Origin of the sequence: Rhodococcus sp. 3258 (assembly GCF_031456475.1) — a bacterium.
GTDB classification, from domain to species: Bacteria; Actinomycetota; Actinomycetes; order Mycobacteriales; family Mycobacteriaceae; genus Rhodococcoides; species Rhodococcoides fascians.
On the sequence record NZ_JAVDUT010000004.1, the window covers coordinates 175,748 to 191,490 of the forward strand.

General features: G+C 66.0%; 12 protein-coding genes and 1 riboswitch. Of the genes, 4 read left to right on the top strand and 8 right to left on the bottom strand.

Annotation, left to right across the window (positions count from 1 at the left end; all coding sequences use genetic code 11):
* Positions 1-458: 458 nt before the first annotated feature.
* The 5 genes from lnt to J2X62_RS14520 form a co-directional block, all read right to left on the bottom strand.
* Positions 459-2,036 (bottom strand): apolipoprotein N-acyltransferase, encoded by a 1,578-nt coding sequence (gene lnt / locus J2X62_RS14500; protein ID WP_032365823.1) that lies wholly within the window; start codon positions 2,034-2,036, stop codon positions 459-461.
* Positions 2,026-3,621, bottom strand: a complete 1,596-nt coding sequence (locus J2X62_RS14505) for an amidohydrolase (protein ID WP_283549069.1) — start codon at positions 3,619-3,621, stop codon at positions 2,026-2,028. Before J2X62_RS14505 ends, lnt begins: the two co-directional genes overlap by 11 nt.
* A gap of 17 nt (positions 3,622-3,638) precedes the next feature.
* Entirely contained in the window at positions 3,639-4,175 is a 537-nt protein-coding gene (locus J2X62_RS14510) for an FxsA family protein (protein WP_057474729.1), read from the bottom strand.
* An 81-nt stretch (positions 4,176-4,256) separates the two neighbouring features.
* Complete coding sequence (locus tag J2X62_RS14515) at positions 4,257-4,913, bottom strand: response regulator transcription factor (protein ID WP_027497113.1); 657 nt, start codon at positions 4,911-4,913, stop codon at positions 4,257-4,259.
* A 16-nt stretch (positions 4,914-4,929) separates the two neighbouring features.
* Complete coding sequence (locus J2X62_RS14520) at positions 4,930-6,090, bottom strand: histidine kinase (RefSeq protein ID WP_310181424.1); 1,161 nt, start codon at positions 6,088-6,090, stop codon at positions 4,930-4,932.
* Between the two features lie 17 nt (positions 6,091-6,107).
* Here J2X62_RS14520 and J2X62_RS14525 point away from each other — a divergent pair, with 17 nt between their 5' ends.
* The 3 genes from J2X62_RS14525 to J2X62_RS14535 are packed head-to-tail and all read left to right on the top strand — an operon-like array spanning position 6,108 to position 9,770.
* Positions 6,108-6,875, top strand: coding sequence for a TSUP family transporter (locus tag J2X62_RS14525; protein ID WP_032370548.1), 768 nt, complete (start codon positions 6,108-6,110; stop codon positions 6,873-6,875).
* A 10-nt stretch (positions 6,876-6,885) separates the two neighbouring features.
* Positions 6,886-8,412 carry a TldD/PmbA family protein gene (locus J2X62_RS14530; protein ID WP_032382028.1) on the top strand — a complete coding sequence of 509 codons (1,527 nt, stop codon included), beginning with the start codon at positions 6,886-6,888 and terminating at the stop codon, positions 8,410-8,412.
* Positions 8,409-9,770, top strand: coding sequence for a metallopeptidase TldD-related protein (locus J2X62_RS14535; protein WP_204856563.1), 1,362 nt, complete (start codon positions 8,409-8,411; stop codon positions 9,768-9,770). Before J2X62_RS14530 ends, J2X62_RS14535 begins: the two co-directional genes overlap by 4 nt.
* 39 nt (positions 9,771-9,809) lie before the next feature.
* On the opposite strand, the gene J2X62_RS14540 is transcribed toward J2X62_RS14535, so the two are convergent.
* The 3 genes from J2X62_RS14540 to cobN form a co-directional block, all read right to left on the bottom strand.
* A complete protein-coding gene (locus J2X62_RS14540; protein ID WP_032365857.1) occupies positions 9,810-10,235 on the bottom strand; it encodes a VOC family protein in 426 nt (141 codons plus the stop codon).
* Between the two features lie 88 nt (positions 10,236-10,323).
* Entirely contained in the window at positions 10,324-10,704 is a 381-nt protein-coding gene (locus tag J2X62_RS14545; protein ID WP_027497107.1) for a PPOX class F420-dependent oxidoreductase, read from the bottom strand.
* An 18-nt stretch (positions 10,705-10,722) separates the two neighbouring features.
* A complete protein-coding gene (gene cobN, locus J2X62_RS14550; protein WP_032365815.1) occupies positions 10,723-14,328 on the bottom strand; it encodes a cobaltochelatase subunit CobN in 3,606 nt (1,201 codons plus the stop codon).
* A 67-nt stretch (positions 14,329-14,395) separates the two neighbouring features.
* Positions 14,396-14,527: riboswitch (cobalamin riboswitch) on the bottom strand.
* 82 nt (positions 14,528-14,609) lie between these two features.
* Here cobN and cobG point away from each other — a divergent pair.
* Entirely contained in the window at positions 14,610-15,740 is a 1,131-nt protein-coding gene (gene cobG, locus J2X62_RS14555) for a precorrin-3B synthase (RefSeq protein ID WP_310181430.1), read from the top strand.
* The last annotated feature ends 3 nt before the right edge of the window (positions 15,741-15,743 follow it).

Genomic DNA, 15,743 nt, shown 5'->3' on the forward strand with positions numbered 1-15,743 from the left:
TGGGGCTGTTTGGATTCGTCGCCTGGAGCTTGTCGGATTGAAACAGGGAAGAACCCCGTTTTCACCGGGCGGGCTGCATCGCGGGAACCTCACGCGAAGTAGAGCCGATCGACGGTGTCCGTGAACTCAGGAACACGGTTCCCCCTCCCTGTCAGGCGCTCGATCCGGACGCGGCATCGATGCCGATTGTTCGCTCCCCTGACATCGTGACCGAGGCGGCATTCGGGGGTACGACGGCGGCCGCATCCTGGACCTCCAACACCTCCAGCGGCTTACAAAGATACAACATCGGCGAAGTTCTTTTGTGCGGTAGTCCTAGTGGGCATCGATTGTTCGGAGAAGCTTGTTACAGGATCGCTTGTGTGCGCCACCCGACCGCCGTTTTTACATCGAACGAATGATAGTGATTCGGACCGTCGATGCGCCGAATACCGACCCGAACAAACTTGACGATTGTTTCATTCGCGAAGCCGTCGACGTCGGACGTCGACGAGCGTCGCGATCAACCCCACTGCCGCGGCCAGAATCAGCGCCAGCTCCGCGCCGAAACCGATGCGTGTTGCGGGTGTGAGCGAGCTCCGCAGTTCGACCGTCGATACCAGTACATCCGGCTCGAACAGCGGGGTTTGTTGCAGGACGTTCCCCTCGGGTCCGACTACGGCACTGACGCCGCTCGTCGCCGCAACCACGACGGTGCGTCCGTGTTCGACGGCTCGCACCCGCGACATCGCCAGCTGTTGATACGTCATTTCGGTATCGCCGAACGTGGCGTTGTTGGTAGGGATCGCGATGAATTGCGCACCCGAACGAACGGACTCGTCGAGGGCTCGATCGAATGCGACTTCGTAGCACGTGGCTATTCCGGCCGCTATTCCTGCAGCGTGTACGACACCGTTTCCATTTCCAGGAACGAAATAACCCGCTCGATCGGCGTATTCCGAAAACAGTCGAAAAAAACTTCGGTACGGCAAGTATTCACCGAAGGGCTGAATGATCTTCTTGTCGTGCCGCTCCCCTGGTCCTTCCGCACCGTTCCACGCGATGACGGAATTGGTGTTCGTGTTGTTCGCGTTGACCAGGACGGTGCCCACGAGGATCGGCGCACCGACGGCAACCGACGCCTGCGTGATGAGCGTCGCAGCGTCGGAGTTGCGCAGCGGGTCGATATCCGATGCGTTCTCCGGCCACACGACGAGATCCGGCGCGGGTTGCCTGCCCGCGTCGACATCGGCGGCCAGCGCCATCGTCTCGCGCACGTGGTTGTCCAGTACCGCGCGTCGCTGCGCGTTGAAGTCCAGCCCCAGGCGAGGAACACTGCCCTGAATGGCAGCGATCGTCGCCGTGCGATCGCCGTCCCCGGTGTCGTTCGTGTGCAGAGTCGGGATCAGCGACACCGCAGTGATCGATGCGATCGCCGTGGTCACGACCGGTCCGACGAGCGATCGGGCGGTGACGCGACGCGTGAGTGTCAGCACCAGCGCGGCCAGTCCGGTACCGGTGAGCGCGACCCCGAAACTGAGCAGCGGTGCGCCTCCGATGCTCGCCAACGGAAGCAACCAGCCCTCGGGTTGTCCGAACGCCAGCCGGCCCCACGGAAACCCTCCGAAAGGAACGCTCGACCGAAGCCACTCGGCGGCGCTCCACATCAGGGCCATCGACAGCGGCCACCACGCGCTCCGCGCAACCAGCACGGCCGTCATACCGAACAGACCGAGGAACACCGATTCGGCTGCGGCCAGCGCGAGCCACGGCACCGGGCCGACGTAGACGCCGATCCACGGGAGCAGAGGAACGAAGAAGGCGAGGCCGGCCACGTAGCCGTATCCGAATCCGCCTTTCAGCGACACCGATCGGCGGCCGCCGAACCCCGTCAGAACCAGTGCCAGTACTGCGATGCCGATGGGTGCCAGAAACCAGAGCGTTCGCGGCGGAAAACTGGCGAAGACGAGCGCGCCGGCAACGGCAGCCAGGACGGTCGACAGCGCAGGTCCGTACAGCCGGGTCAGTCGCGCGGTCGAGGGGTTCTCACTGCTCATGAACGACCCGTCCACGGTGCACCGTCATCGAGCAGCGGGGACCGACGGACGACGCCTCGAGGCTGGGCAGCGGTGCCACGCCCGCACGGGGGTCGGTCGACCACCGTTGAACGCTGTCCTTCGGTGCTCGCACGACGAGCTCGTCCACGTCCCACACCGCAAAGGACGCGGGGGCTCCCGGCACCAGTGTTCCGGCCAAACCGTCGCGCACTCCCCCCGCCCGCCATGCACCGCGCGTCGCAGCCGAGAACGCAGCACGGGGCGACACCGAGCTCCCCGGAGTGCGGTGGTTCGCCGCAGCGCGGACCGTCGCCCACGGATCGAGGGACGTCACCGGCGCATCGGAGCCGAACGCCAGCGAGACTCCCGCAGACGCCAGGCGTGCGAACGGATGGAGTTCGGCAGCGCGCTCGGCACCCAGACGCGCGGCGTAGAGGCCGTCGGCTCCGCCCCACGCCGCGTCGAACGCCGGCTGCATGCTGGCGATGACGCCCCACGACGCCAACAGGTCGGCTTGCTGCGCGGACACCATTGCCACGTGCTCGAGCCGGTGTCCGCAGGACGCGACGGCGGGCGTGCCCAGATCGGCGACCACCCGGCCGAATGCAGTGACGGCGGCCGACACCGCGGCGTCGCCGATGACGTGGAAGCCGGCCTGAATTCCGGCCGTCGTGCAGGCGGCGATGTGTGCAGCTATCGCGTCGACATCTGCGTACGACACCCCGGTTCCGGGACCATCGGCGTACGGCGAGCTCAACCATGCGGTGTGCGACCCGAGGGATCCGTCGACGAAGATATCGCCTGCCAATCCGTGGGCACCGGTCTCTTCGAGCAATTCGCGGGCGCGTTCGGCGGTATCTGCCAGCTCGCCCCAGTAGCCGCGTACTTCGACGCCGTGCTCGGTGTTCATGAGTTCACGGAAATCGACGATGCCCGACACCACCGGTCCTGCACATTCGTGGACCGCGACGATTCCGTGCGCCGCGGCGTCGTCCAGCGCAGCAGCTCTTGCTCGGCGTCGGGTGTCGGCGGTGAGCAGCGAGCGAGCGGTCTGCCGAGCACGATGGTGCGCTTCTGCGGTCAGTGGAGACTGTTCGGAGTAGCCGGAAGTGGCGTCGGCAGCGGACGCGGCGAACCGCAACCGGGTGGATACGGCGGCAGAATGCGAGTCGACTCGGGTGAGGTACACCGCTCGTCCGGGAGCAGCCGCATCGAGTTCGGCGGTGGTGGGAGGACGTTGTTCGGACCAGGTCGACTCGTCCCAACCGTGACCCCAGAGCAGTTCGTCTTCCGAGGATGCCGCATGTTCTCGCACCATGCGCAGGCACTCTTCGATCGACGTGGACCGGCTCAGGTCCAGGCCGATCAGCGACAGTCCGAGGTCGGTCACGTGAACGTGCGTGTCCACGAACGCCGGAGCAACGAAAGAACCGGCCAGATCGGTGATGGGAACGCCGGGGTGCAAGGCTCTTCCGGTGCGATCCTCACCGATCCAGCTGATGATTCCGTCGGTCACGGCCATGGCGGTGGCATCGGGAGCCGAAGGACTGTAGATCCGTCCGCCGCAGAACAATTCGGTGGTCACGAGCGACCAGTCTGCCCCTACCGGTGGGGCTTGGGGAAATCCCCGGCAGCGGGATCGACGCGGCCCGGGTCGATCACCTCACCCTCGAGAACGAGCGACGGTCCGGTGGTTCGTGGTCCGCGATTCTCGCCGGCCGTACGGTCGTCGAGTACCTCACCGTCGATGACCGTGGGGCGCATGCGTCGAGTGGACGCCGCGACTCGGGGCAGCCACCGCGCGGCCGCCCACAGCACGGCAGGCCGGAGCAGCCAGCGAGTCGGTGGGATCAACAGCAACAGACCTACCACCGTGGTCACCAGGCCGGGCACGAACATGGCCACCGACCCTGCAGCGAAGAGTGCGCCGTCGGCCACGGCTCCCTCGGCCGAGCGTTCACCCTGCGATGCGCGTCGCAGGCCGTCCAGTACCCGCCGGCCTTGCGAACGGACCAGCAACGAACCGACCAACGATCCGGCGATGAGCAGCACCACGGTCCACAGCACACCGAGTGCACTGCCCACAGCGACCAGGGCTGCAACCTCGACCACGACGTAGAGCACGAACAGAGCGAGCATGACGGTCCTTTCTTCGCTTGGTCCGTACAACGTCCGGCACAGTCGTTTTTCTCCCGATGCGTCCTGTTTGCCGGGAGATTCTCAGGATCCGGGTCTGACGAGGCCGGATTCGTAGGCGAGTACGACGGCTTGCACTCGGTCACGTACTCCCAGTTTGGTCAGTATTCGGCCGATGTGGGTCTTGATGGTCGCCTCGGACAGGTGCAACACCGTCGCGATCTCGGCATTGGACAGCCCGGTTGCCAGGTGCGCCATGACCTCTCGCTCACGCCCGGTCAGGCCGTCCAGTACCGATGGGTCGACGGCCGGCTCGGTGCGCTCGACGAACCGCGACAACAGCCTCTTCGTGACTTTCGGTGATACGACGGCGTCACCCGCAGCCACGCTCCGAATCGCGGATACCAGATCCTCGGGCGGTGTGTCCTTGAGCAGAAATCCACTGGCTCCTGCCCTGAGCGCACCGAGTACGTGCTCGTCGAGATCGAACGTCGTCATGACCAGAACCCTGGTGTCCGATCCCGATTCGGTGATCGCTCGAGTGGCGGAGACCCCGTCGATCCCGGGCATGCGGACGTCCATCAACACCACGGCGGGCGCCAGCCGTGCCACGGCTTCGATGGCACCGGAGCCGTCGGACGCTTCACCGATCACCTCGATGTCGTCCTGGGCTTCGAGCACCATGTTCAGGCCCATTCGCATCAGTTCCTGGTCGTCCACGACGACAACGGTGATCGGCACCGACACAACCTAACGCCTACTCGATCGGCAGTCTCGCCCGCACGAGCCATGAGCCCTGGGGTGTTCGACCGACCTGCAACGTGCCCTGCAACACCGCGACTCGCTCCCGCATCCCCACCAGTCCGTGTCCTCCGCCACCGGTCGGTGGCGCCGCACTGCCGGTGCCGTTGTCGGAGATCTCGACGGTGACGGTGTCTGCTTCGCGTGCGACCCGCACGACGGCTCGCGGGGCATGGCCGGCGTGCCGAAGAACGTTCGTCAGCGATTCCTGGACGAGTCGGTGGACGCCGAGACTGATCGCCGGACTGATGTCGTCGAGATTGCCCGTCTGTTCCAACTCGACGTTCAGGCCGGCTCGACTCATCATTTCCACGACGCGGGCCAGACCGGCCGTGCCGTACTCGGGCATGTCGTCCGCGTCGGGGGTCGTTCGCAGCAGCGCGACCGTTCTACGCAGTTCGGCCAGCGCCTGCCGGCCCGTCGCCGAGATGTTGGCCACCGCCTGCTCGGCACGTTCGGGGTTGCGCCGGATGGCATACGACGCCCCGTCGGCCTGGACCACCATCACGCTCACCCCGTGGGCGACGACATCGTGCAGCTCGCGCGCGATGCGTGTTCTTTCCATGAGCACGGCCTCCTCGGCGCGGCGATCCCGGTCGTACTCGGCCACGATCAGTCGGGCCTCCATCGCCTCGTCGTATGCGCGTCGGGCACCGAGGAATTCGGCAGCGACCCACGACAGTGCGTACAGCAGAGCGCTGAACAGCAGCGTCGTGAACAACGGCTGGTGGAAGAGCAACAACGAGGACACCGAGTAGGCGGCCACACCGGCGGCGTAGACGGCCCCCTGCGTGCGGCCGACGTAGGCCACCAGGGTGTAGAGCATGATCGGCAACGCCAGTGCGGCCGGATGGCCGTTGGAGGTATCCCCGACCATGGCTCCCCACACGTCGGCGACGAACGTCGACACGAGCGCCACGGCCGCCACGGACCTGGGGAACCGACGCCGCCACGCGACGGGAACGGTCAGGACCACCGAGAAGGCCAGAAACAACGGCCCGTTCAGGCCGTCGGCCGAACTCACGAAAACGAGAATCTCGATGACGAAAAGCCCACCGGCGAGCAGTGCGTCGGCCACGAACGGTTGGCCACGGAGCCACAGGCTGAATCGACGCATGTGATTGAGTTTGCCGTATGACTGTCGCGGACTGGGGATTGTTGATGGCCGCCGCGACAGCAGCAGGATGGGTCGACGCCGTGGTCGGCGGCGGCGGTCTCATTCTGTTGCCGGCGATCTTGCTCGTGGCACCGCAACTGACACAGCAGGCAGCCCTCGCGACCAACAAGGCGACCGCAGTCTTCGGAACAGTCGCCGCCGTCGTCACGTTCGCCCGCAAGGTCTCGCTCGACTGGAAGGTGCTCGTTCCTGCCGGCGCGATCGCGGCGACGACCTCGGCGGCGGGCGCTGCCGCGGTGTCGTTGATCGACCGCGACCTCTTCGTGCCGATCATCATGGTCGTGCTGGTAGGCGTTGCGGTACTGGTGACCTGTCGACCGACCATCGGTCGTACCGCGGCACCGTCGCCCCCGACGCATCGCAAAGTTCTGATCGTGATCGGCCTCGCCGCAGCCGGCATCGGGTTCTACGACGGTATTCTCGGACCCGGCACCGGCACCTTCCTCATCATCGTCTTCGCGACGATGCTGGGCACCGAATTCGTCCGCAGCGCCGCGATGGCAAAGGTGATCAACGTCGGCTCCAATGTCGGTGCGCTGACCTATTTCGCATTCACCGGCAGTGTGTACTGGCAACTCGGTGCTGCGATGGCCGCCTGCAATGTCGTCGGTGCGGTACTCGGTTCGAGGACGGCGGTCGCCAGGGGCGCAGGCTTCGTCAGGATCGTGTTGCTCGTCGTCGTGATCGGCATGGTCCTACGCCTCGGCTGGCAACAATTCGGCTAGCGTCACAGTCGTGACGACACCATCGGACCGGTCGGTCGACGCCGATTTCCTCGCCCTCCCCCTGCGAGAACTTGCCGACGCGGCCCTGAGCGCGGCGCGCACGGCCGGAGCCTCGCATGCGGACTTCCGGGTGCAGCGGCTGACGACCCAGTCGATTTCACTGCGCGACGGCTCGGTGCAATCCGCCGTCGACGCCGGGGAGATCGGGTTGGCGGTGCGGGTGGTCGTCGACGGCACCTGGGGTTTCGCCTCTCACGCCGAGCTGAGTACCGACGCGGCTGCCACCACGGCGCGGCGTGCGGCCGAGGTGGCGACGGCGTTACGCGTGCTCAACCGCGAACGGGTCGAACTCGCGCCCGAACCGGTGTACTCGGACGCGGTCTGGGTCTCGCAGTACGAGATCGACCCGTTCGACGTTCCCACCACCGACAAAGTGGCGCTGCTGGCCGAGTACTCGGCCAGGTTGTCCGCCTCCGACGGCGTCGACCACGTCACGGCGTCGGTGCTGCAGGTCAAGGAACAGTCGTTCTATGCCGATTCGGCGGGCAGCTCGATCACTCAGCAACGGGTACGACTACACCCGCAGTTCGAGGCCACTGCCGTGGACCGAGCGGCCGGTGCGTTCGATTCGATGCGGACATTGGCACCGCCCGTCGGACGCGGCTGGGAATACCTCGGTGAACACAGCACGTGGGACTGGGCGGACGAACTCGCGCGCATCCCGGAGTGGCTGGCCGAGAAGGTCAAGGCCCCGTCGGTGGTGGCAGGTCCGACGGATCTCGTCATCGATCCCACCAACCTGTGGCTCACCATCCACGAATCCATCGGACACGCAACGGAATACGACCGAGCGATCGGGTACGAGGCCGCCTACGCCGGGACGTCCTTCGCCACACCCGATCAGCTCGGAACCTTGCGTTACGGCTCACCCATCATGCACGTCACCGCAGACCGGACCGAGGTGAACGGTCTCGCCAGTATCGGCTACGACGACGACGGCGTGGCCGCGCAGAAGTGGGATCTGGTTCGCGACGGAACACTCGTCGGCTACCAACTCGATCGGGTCTTCGCCCCGAGGCTCGGACTCGAACGGTCCAATGGATGCTCCTACGCCGACTCCGCACATCACGTTCCGATCCAACGCATGGCGAACGTGTCGTTGCAGCCCGATCCCGACACCGACCGGTCGACCGAGGAGGTCATCGCCGCGGTCGAGGACGGTATCTACGTGGTCGGCGACAAATCGTGGTCGATCGATATGCAGCGGTACAACTTCCAGTTCACCGGACAACGCTTCTACCGGATTCGAAACGGTGTGCTCGACGGCCAGGTGCGCGACGTCGCCTATCAAGCGACGACGACGGATTTCTGGGGTTCCATGGAACTGCTCGGAGGTCGCTCCACCTGGAAACTCGGTGGGGCGTTCAACTGCGGCAAGGCCCAACCCGGTCAGGTCGCCGCGGTCAGTCACGGTTGCCCGGTCGCACTGTTCCGCGGGGTCAACGTCCTCAACACCCGATCGGAGGCAGGTCGATGATCGAGCCGCAGCAGGTGATCGAACGTGCGTTGGCGTGTGCGAGCGTCGACGACACCGTCGTCCTCGTCACCGACTCCAGCGACGCGACGCTTCGGTGGGCGGGCAATTCGATGACCACGAACGGCGTCTCCACTTCGAGGCAGTGGGTGGTGGTGTCCATCGTCCGGAACGGGGACGTGGCGCGGGTGGGCTCGGTGTCGTCCACCAGTGTCGATCCGAGCGAGATCGCGGACGTCGTGCGCGCCAGTGAAGCAGCGGCCCGCGCCGCCGAGCCTGCGGACGACGCGATGCCGCTGCTGACCCCCGATTCCGAGCCGGACGGCTGGGATCGACACGCGCAGGCCACGTCCATCGACGTGTTCGGTTCGCTGGCAACGGAACTGAACGTCGGATTCGACGGCCGAGACACGTTATACGGATTCGCCGAGCATCGCGTCGACAACGTGTGGCTCGGAACCTCGACCGGTGTGCGGCGCACGTTCACACAGCCGACCGGGTCGATCGAGATCAACGGAAAGCGGTCCGGTGCGAGTGCCTGGGTGGGGAAAGGTACAGCCGATTTCCGCGACGTGTCGGCGGCATCGATGCTCGACGAATTGTCCACCAGGCTGGGCTGGGCGCAGAACACCGTGGAGCGTCCCGCCGGTCGGTACGACACGGTGTTGCCGCCCTCCGCCGTGGCCGATCTGATGATCTACCTGATGTGGACCATGGAGGGGCGCGGGGCCCAGGAGGGTCGCACCGCACTCTCGCGGGCCGGTGGCACCCGAGTCGGCGAGAAGCTCACCGAGCTGCCCCTGACGCTGCACTCCGACCCTCGCGAGCCCGGTCTCGGGTACGCGCCGTTCGTCGCGGCGGGCTCCTCCAGTGATGCGGTGTCGGTGTTCGACAACGGTCTCGGCATCGACCGGGTCGATTGGATCCGGGACGGCGCGATCGCAGCACTGGCCTATACCCGCGCCGGAGCCCGGAAGTTCGAGGTACCCGTTACCGTCCCCGGGGAGAATCTGATCCTCACCGGCGGCAGCGACACCGGGATCGACGCGATGGTCGCGTCGACCGAGCGCGGGCTGTTACTGACGACACTGTGGTACATCCGAGAGGTCGATCCGACGTCGTTGCTGCTCACGGGTCTCACCCGCGACGGCGTCTACGCCATCGAGGACGGCCGGATCATCGGAGCCGTCAACAACTTCCGCTTCAACGAGAGTCCTCTGGATCTGTTGCGACGTGTCACCGAGGCCGGACGGACGGAGGCAACACTGCCGCGCGAGTGGAAGGACTGGTTCACTCGCACGGCAATGCCGCCGCTGCGCATTCCGGACTTTCACATGTCCTCGGTCAGCGCCGCGCAATAGGGTCTGCGGGGTCTTTCCCGCAGGCCCTGCGTCCGACCGTTACTTGTCGGGTCCGGACAGCTCGAGCGCGATGTTGTCGGGGTCGCGGAACTCCACGATGGACAGTCCGGGCCCTGCGTCCTTGATGCCCTCGTGCGCGATGCCGAGCTCATCGAGCGTCTTGACTGCATCCTCGAGCGCGGCACGGGTATCGACGGTGAAGCTGAGGTGGTCCAGCCCGCAACGATCTTCGGCGAAGGTGTCGTCGCTCGGCGCGACCGGGCGCAGACCGAGCAAACCCCCGCCGAACTTGTAGATCACGCCGCCGAAGAGGAACCACAGGGCTTGTTTGGTCTCCTCGTCCGCGTCGGGATCCCAGGCGTAGGCCACCTCGAAGCCGAACACCGAGTCGTAGAACGATCGGGATCGGTCGATGTCACTGACGGTGAGTCGGACATGGTTGTAATCGGTCACTGCAATAGGCACGTGGTGCTCCGTTCCGGCAGCAGGGGAAGCCGCCTCATGAAGCATTCGGAACTGCGCATACCAACGATGGTGTCGTCGTGCAGACCGGTTACGCGGGAGTGATCGCGAGCCCGACCGAGCCGCTCTTGCCCCTTCGAAGAACGCTGCCCTTCACGGTGAGCCAGCCCAGGATGCCGTACTTCGACACTATCGCCGCGCGCGCTTTCTCGGTGCCGGCTGCATCGAGGATCTCGGCTGTCGCGTCGACCGCGTCGCCCTGGGGTTTGCCGCGCATGTCGCACGGTGCGAGCAGAACCTTCGAGTTACGGCGAATGCGCTTGACCTTCCACGAATCCGACACCGTCCACACCAGCAGACGATCACCGTCGAGCGCACCCCAGAGCGGGGTCGGTACGGCGGTGCCGTCCTTCTTGAACGTCGTCAGCAGTACGTACTTGCCCTTGGCAATGTCCTCGAAGGTGGCAGTCATACCGAGAAGGGTACGTCGCTACTCCCCCTCGAGCTCACCTTCGGTTTCCAGGTACACCTGGCGCAAGCCGTCGAGAACCTGCTTGTCCGGCTCGGCCCACATCTTGCGCTCCGCGGCCTCGAGCAGTCGTTCGGCAATACCGTGCAGTGCCCAGGGATTGGACTGTTGCATGAACTTCTGGTTCTGCTCGTCGAGCACATAGGTCTCGGCCAACTTCTCGTACATCCAGTCCTGCACCACATCGGTGGTGGCGTCGTAACCGAACAGGTAGTCCACGGTCGCCGCCATCTCGAACGCACCCTTGTAGCCGTGCCTGCGCATGGCTTCGAGCCACCGAGGGTTGACGACCCGAGCGCGGAAGACGCGGGCGGTTTCTTCCGAGAGTGTGCGCGTGCGAACCGATTCCGGCCGCGTGCTGTCACCGATGTATGCCTCGGGCGACTTTCCGGTCAGCGCGCGCACCGTCGCGACCATGCCGCCGTGGTACTGGAAGTAGTCGTCGGAATCGGCGATGTCGTGCTCACGTGTATCGGTGTTCTTGGCGGCCACGGCAATACGCTTGTACGCAGTGCGCATGTCGTCCGACGCGGGTACTCCGTCGAGTCCGCGGCCGTAGGCGAAGCCGCCCCAGGTGGTGTACACCTGAGCAAGGTCGTCGTCGCTGCGCCACGTCTTGCTGTCGATCAGCTGAAGCAACCCGGCACCGTACGTTCCTGGCTTCGACCCGAAAATGCGTGTCGTAGAACGTCGTTCGTCACCGTGTTCGGCCAGATCGGCCTGCGCGTGTGCACGGACGTAGTTCTGCTCGGGCTCCTCGTCCAACGCAGCCACCATCCGAACCGCGTCGTCGAGAAGGGCGAGCACGTGCGGGAACGCGTCACGGAAGAATCCACTGATCCGTACCGTCACATCAATGCGAGGGCGGTCGAGCTCGTCGAGGTCGATCACCTCGAGGCGCGTCACCCGGCGCGAGGCCTCGTCCCACACCGGGGAGACTCCGAGCAGAGCGAACACCTCGGCGATGTCGTCGCCCGAGGTCCGCATGGCCGAGGTGCCCCACACCGAGAGACCGACCGACTTCGGCCACTCTCCGTGATCCTGGCGGTAGCGAGCGAGCAGGGATTCTGCCATCGCCTGACCGGTCTCCCACGCCAGTTTCGACGGCACGGCCTTCGGGTCGACCGAGTAGAAATTGCGGCCGGTAGGAAGCACGTTGATCAGGCCGCGCAGCGGTGAACCGCTCGGACCCGCCGCGATGAACCCGCCGTCGAGAGCGTGCAACACCTGCTCGATCTCGCGGGAAGTTCCGCGTAGACGCGGTACCACCTCGGCGGCGGCGAACCTCAGAATCTCTGCGACCACGTCACCGTGTTCGCCCGCGACCCGCTCGGCCTCGGCCGGATTCCACTGCGTCGCTTGCATTGCCGCGACCAATCCGTGCGCGACGGCCTCGATGCTGTCCACGCGCGTGCGTTCCTCGTCGCCGTCCTCGCTGAGCCCGAGAGCTTCGCGTAGACCGGGCACCGTCTGCTCGCCGCCCCACATCTGCCGAGCGCGCAGCATCGCCAGCACCAACTCGACCTCGGCGTCGCCGACGGGCTCCTGGCCCAGGATGTGCAGCCCGTCGCGGATCTGCACGTCCTTGATCTCGCACAGCCATCCGTCGACGTGCAGCAGCATGTCGTCGAACACTTCCTCGTCGGGACGCTCGTCGAGTCCGAGGTCCTTGTGCATCTGTGCCGCGGTCATCAGCGTCCAGATCTGCTGGCGAATGGCCGGCAGCTTGGCCGGATCGAGAGCCGAAATGTTCGCGTGTTCGTCCAGCAGCTGTTCGAGCCGAGAGATGTCTCCGTAGCTCTCCGCTCGCGCCATCGGCGGGATGAGGTGATCGACGAGAGTGGCGTGGGCTCGCCGCTTGGCCTGTGTGCCCTCCCCCGGATCGTTGACCAGGAAGGGGTAGATCAGCGGCAAGTCGCCCAGTGCAGCGTCGGTGCCGCAGGAGGCGGACATGCCGAGGGTCTTGCCGGGGAGCCATTCCAGGTTTCCGTGCTTACCGAGATGAACCATCGCGTCGGCCCCGAAGCCGCCGTCCTCGCGGGCTGCGGAGATCCACCGGTAGGCGGCCAAATAGTGATGGCTCGGCGGCAGATCCGGGTCGTGATAGATCGCAACGGGCTTCTCACCGAATCCGCGCGGCGGCTGAACCATGATGACCACATTGCCGAATTGCATTGCTGCGATGACGATCTCACCGTCGGGATCAGCGGAACGATCGACGTAGAGATCACCCGGTGCCGGTCCCCAATGTTCGATCACACCCTCGCGAAGGTCGTCGGGAAGCTGCTCGAACCAGGTTCGATACCGGGCCGCCGAAATACGAATGGGATTGCCCTCGAGCTGGGCGTCGGTGAGCCAGTTGGGGTCCTGACCGCCACGGGCGATCAGGGCGTGGATCAGTGCGTCGCCGTCTCGGGCCGCCAGACCGGGCACCGAATCCGGGCCCTCGAGCGGTCCGAGGTCGTAGCCTGCCTCACGCATGTCCGACATCAACGCGATCGCGCTGGCGGGAGTGTCGAGGCCGACGGCATTGCCGATGCGGGCATGTTTGGTGGGATACGCCGAGAACATCAGGGCGATTCGTCGGTCGGCGGCCGGGATGTGTCGGAGCCGCGCATGGCGGACGGCGATGCCGGCGACGCGTGCTGCTCGCTCGTGGTCCGGAACGTACGTGGTCAGGCCGTCGTCGTCGATCTCCTTGAACGAGAACGGAACCGTGATGAGGCGGCCGTCGAATTCCGGGACAGCGACCTGCGTGGCCACGTCGAGGGGCGAGAGTCCGTCGTCGTTCTCGGACCACGTCGCGCGGGAACTCGTCAGGCACAGACCCTGCAGGATCGGAACGTCGAGGGCGGCGAGCTCGGCGACATCCCAGGCTTCGTCGTCGCCGCCGGCCGAAGCGCCGGCGGGTTTGGTGCCGCCCGCAGCCAGCACGGTCACGATCAAGGCATCCGCCGACTTCAGCGTCTCCAGCAGGTCGGCTTCCGCCGTACGCAGTGACGCACAGTAGATGGGCAGTGCGTTCGCCCCGGCGTTCTCGACTGCGGCGGCGAGGGCATCGATGTAGGTGGTATTTCCGGCGAGATGCTGAGCGCGGTAGTACAGAATCGCCACCGTCGGGCCGTCGGAGTGCTGGTCGGAGTTCCGCTCGAGGTGGCCCCACGTCGGCAGGTGTCGAGGGGCATCGAAACCGTGACCGGTGAGGAGCACCGTGTCGGACAGAAAGTTGTACAGCTGCCGCAAATTGCCCGAGCCGCCCTCGGCCAGATAGTTGTGCGCTTGGGCGGCGACGTTGGCGGGCACCGTGGAGATCTCCATCAGATCCGCATCCGGGGCCTGTTCGCCGCCCAGCACGACCACGGGCAAACCGGTGGCCAGGACGGCCTCGATTCCCGACTCCCACGAGCGACGCGATCCGAGAATGCGGACGATGATCAGCTCGGCCGATTCGGCCATCGACGGGATGTCTTCCGCCAGCAGGCGGGACGGGTTGCCCCACGTGAAATCGGCCCCACTGGCGCGGGCACTGAGCAGATCGGTGTCCGATGTGGACAGCAACAGAAACACGGGTAACGCCCTCCTCGGGGTTTCGCGCCCCTGGATCGGTGAATCGTCCTAGCTCGTCGGTGAGAGGGTCCGACTTCCGCCCCGTCCCGAAGGCACGATCCTCGAGAACAGGTCCCGAGAACCATTCCCGACGAGCTGTTCTCGACGAACTACAGGGCGGTCACGGTGGCGCGACCGTACCGGGATTTCACCGGTTTCCTCTCGGCCGGAGCCGTGAACATCGAATGCTACCGGTGCCGGGACGAGATCGGGCCACCCGTCGCACTTGTAGCCTGGTGAACATGAATTCGCCCAGTAGGTCCGTGCCCGACGGCTGCCCCGGAGCTCTGTCGACGCACCGCGCGGCGGACGGTCCGTTGGCCAGAATCCGGCTCCCGGGCGGCCTCGTGCTGCCGGAGCAGATGCAGGTCCTGGCCGAGGCCGCGGCCGAGCTCGGCGACGGCTCGCTCGAACTCACGTCGAGGGGCAACATTCAGGTTCGTGCGGTCTCGGACCCGGACGAGCTCGCGAACAGGTTGGCCGCCGCCGGGTTGCTGCCGTCTCCGACGCACGAGCGCGTGCGCAACATTCTCGCCTCGCCGCTGTCGGGCCGGGTCGGCGGACTCAACGACGTCCGCAGTCTCGTCGGCGAGCTCGACGCTGCCGTGTGCGCTCGCCCCGAGCTCGCCGGACTGCCAGGCCGGACATTGTTCGCCCTGGACGACGGCCGTGGGGATCTGTGCGGACTCGAACCCGACTTCGGGGTGTACGCCCAGGCCGACGGGTCGTTCGCAGTGCTGTTGGCAGGACGCGACAGCGGTGTACGCGTCGACCGCGAGCACGTGGTCTCGACTCTGCTCGACTGCGCGGATGCCTTCGTCCGGTTGCGCCACAAGGAATGGCGACTGGCGGAACTGGACGGCGGTGCCGCGCGCATCGTCGACGTGCTCGGGTTGCAGGCCGGACCGGTACTGGCCATGCCTGCGCCGGTCGAGGTGCCACCGATCGGCTGGCTCGATCAGGACGATGGCCACGTTGCGCTCGGCGCAGGTCTGGCCAACGGCGTCCTCGGCGCGCGGTTGGCCGAATTCCTCGCTGCCGTCGATCGTCCGCTGATCGTGACGCCGTGGCGATCGCTGATCGTGGGTGATCTGGACGAGGAACCGGCCGAACAGGTCGTTCGAGTTCTCGCACCCATGGGCCTGATCTTCGACGCCGCGTCACCGTGGATCCGAGTCAGTGCCTGCACCGGATCGCCCGGTTGCGAGAAGTCCCTCGCCGACGTCCGAGCCGACCTCGCGGCCGCGGTCGATGCGCGGATGACGCCACGGGACGAGCGGCAGCATTGGTCCGGTTGCGAGCGTCGATGCGGCCGACCCAAAGGCGAGGTGACCGACGTCATTGCGACGGGAATCGGCTACCAGGTGTCCTGAGCA

Excerpts from the sequence above, each read along its gene's own strand:
- lnt (WP_032365823.1), bottom strand. The coding sequence starts at position 2,036 with ATGAGCAGTGAGAACCCCTCGACCGCGCGACTGACCCGGCTGTACGGA.
- J2X62_RS14510 (WP_057474729.1), bottom strand. The coding sequence starts at position 4,175 with ATGCTCGCTCTGTTCGTGCTCTACGTCGTGGTCGAGGTTGCAGCCCTG.
- J2X62_RS14520 (WP_310181424.1), bottom strand. The coding sequence starts at position 6,090 with ATGCGTCGATTCAGCCTGTGGCTCCGTGGCCAACCGTTCGTGGCCGAC.
- J2X62_RS14525 (WP_032370548.1), top strand. The coding sequence starts at position 6,108 with ATGACTGTCGCGGACTGGGGATTGTTGATGGCCGCCGCGACAGCAGCA.
- J2X62_RS14535 (WP_204856563.1), top strand. The coding sequence starts at position 8,409 with ATGATCGAGCCGCAGCAGGTGATCGAACGTGCGTTGGCGTGTGCGAGC.
- J2X62_RS14545 (WP_027497107.1), bottom strand. The coding sequence starts at position 10,704 with ATGACTGCCACCTTCGAGGACATTGCCAAGGGCAAGTACGTACTGCTG.
- cobG (WP_310181430.1), top strand. The coding sequence starts at position 14,610 with ATGAATTCGCCCAGTAGGTCCGTGCCCGACGGCTGCCCCGGAGCTCTG.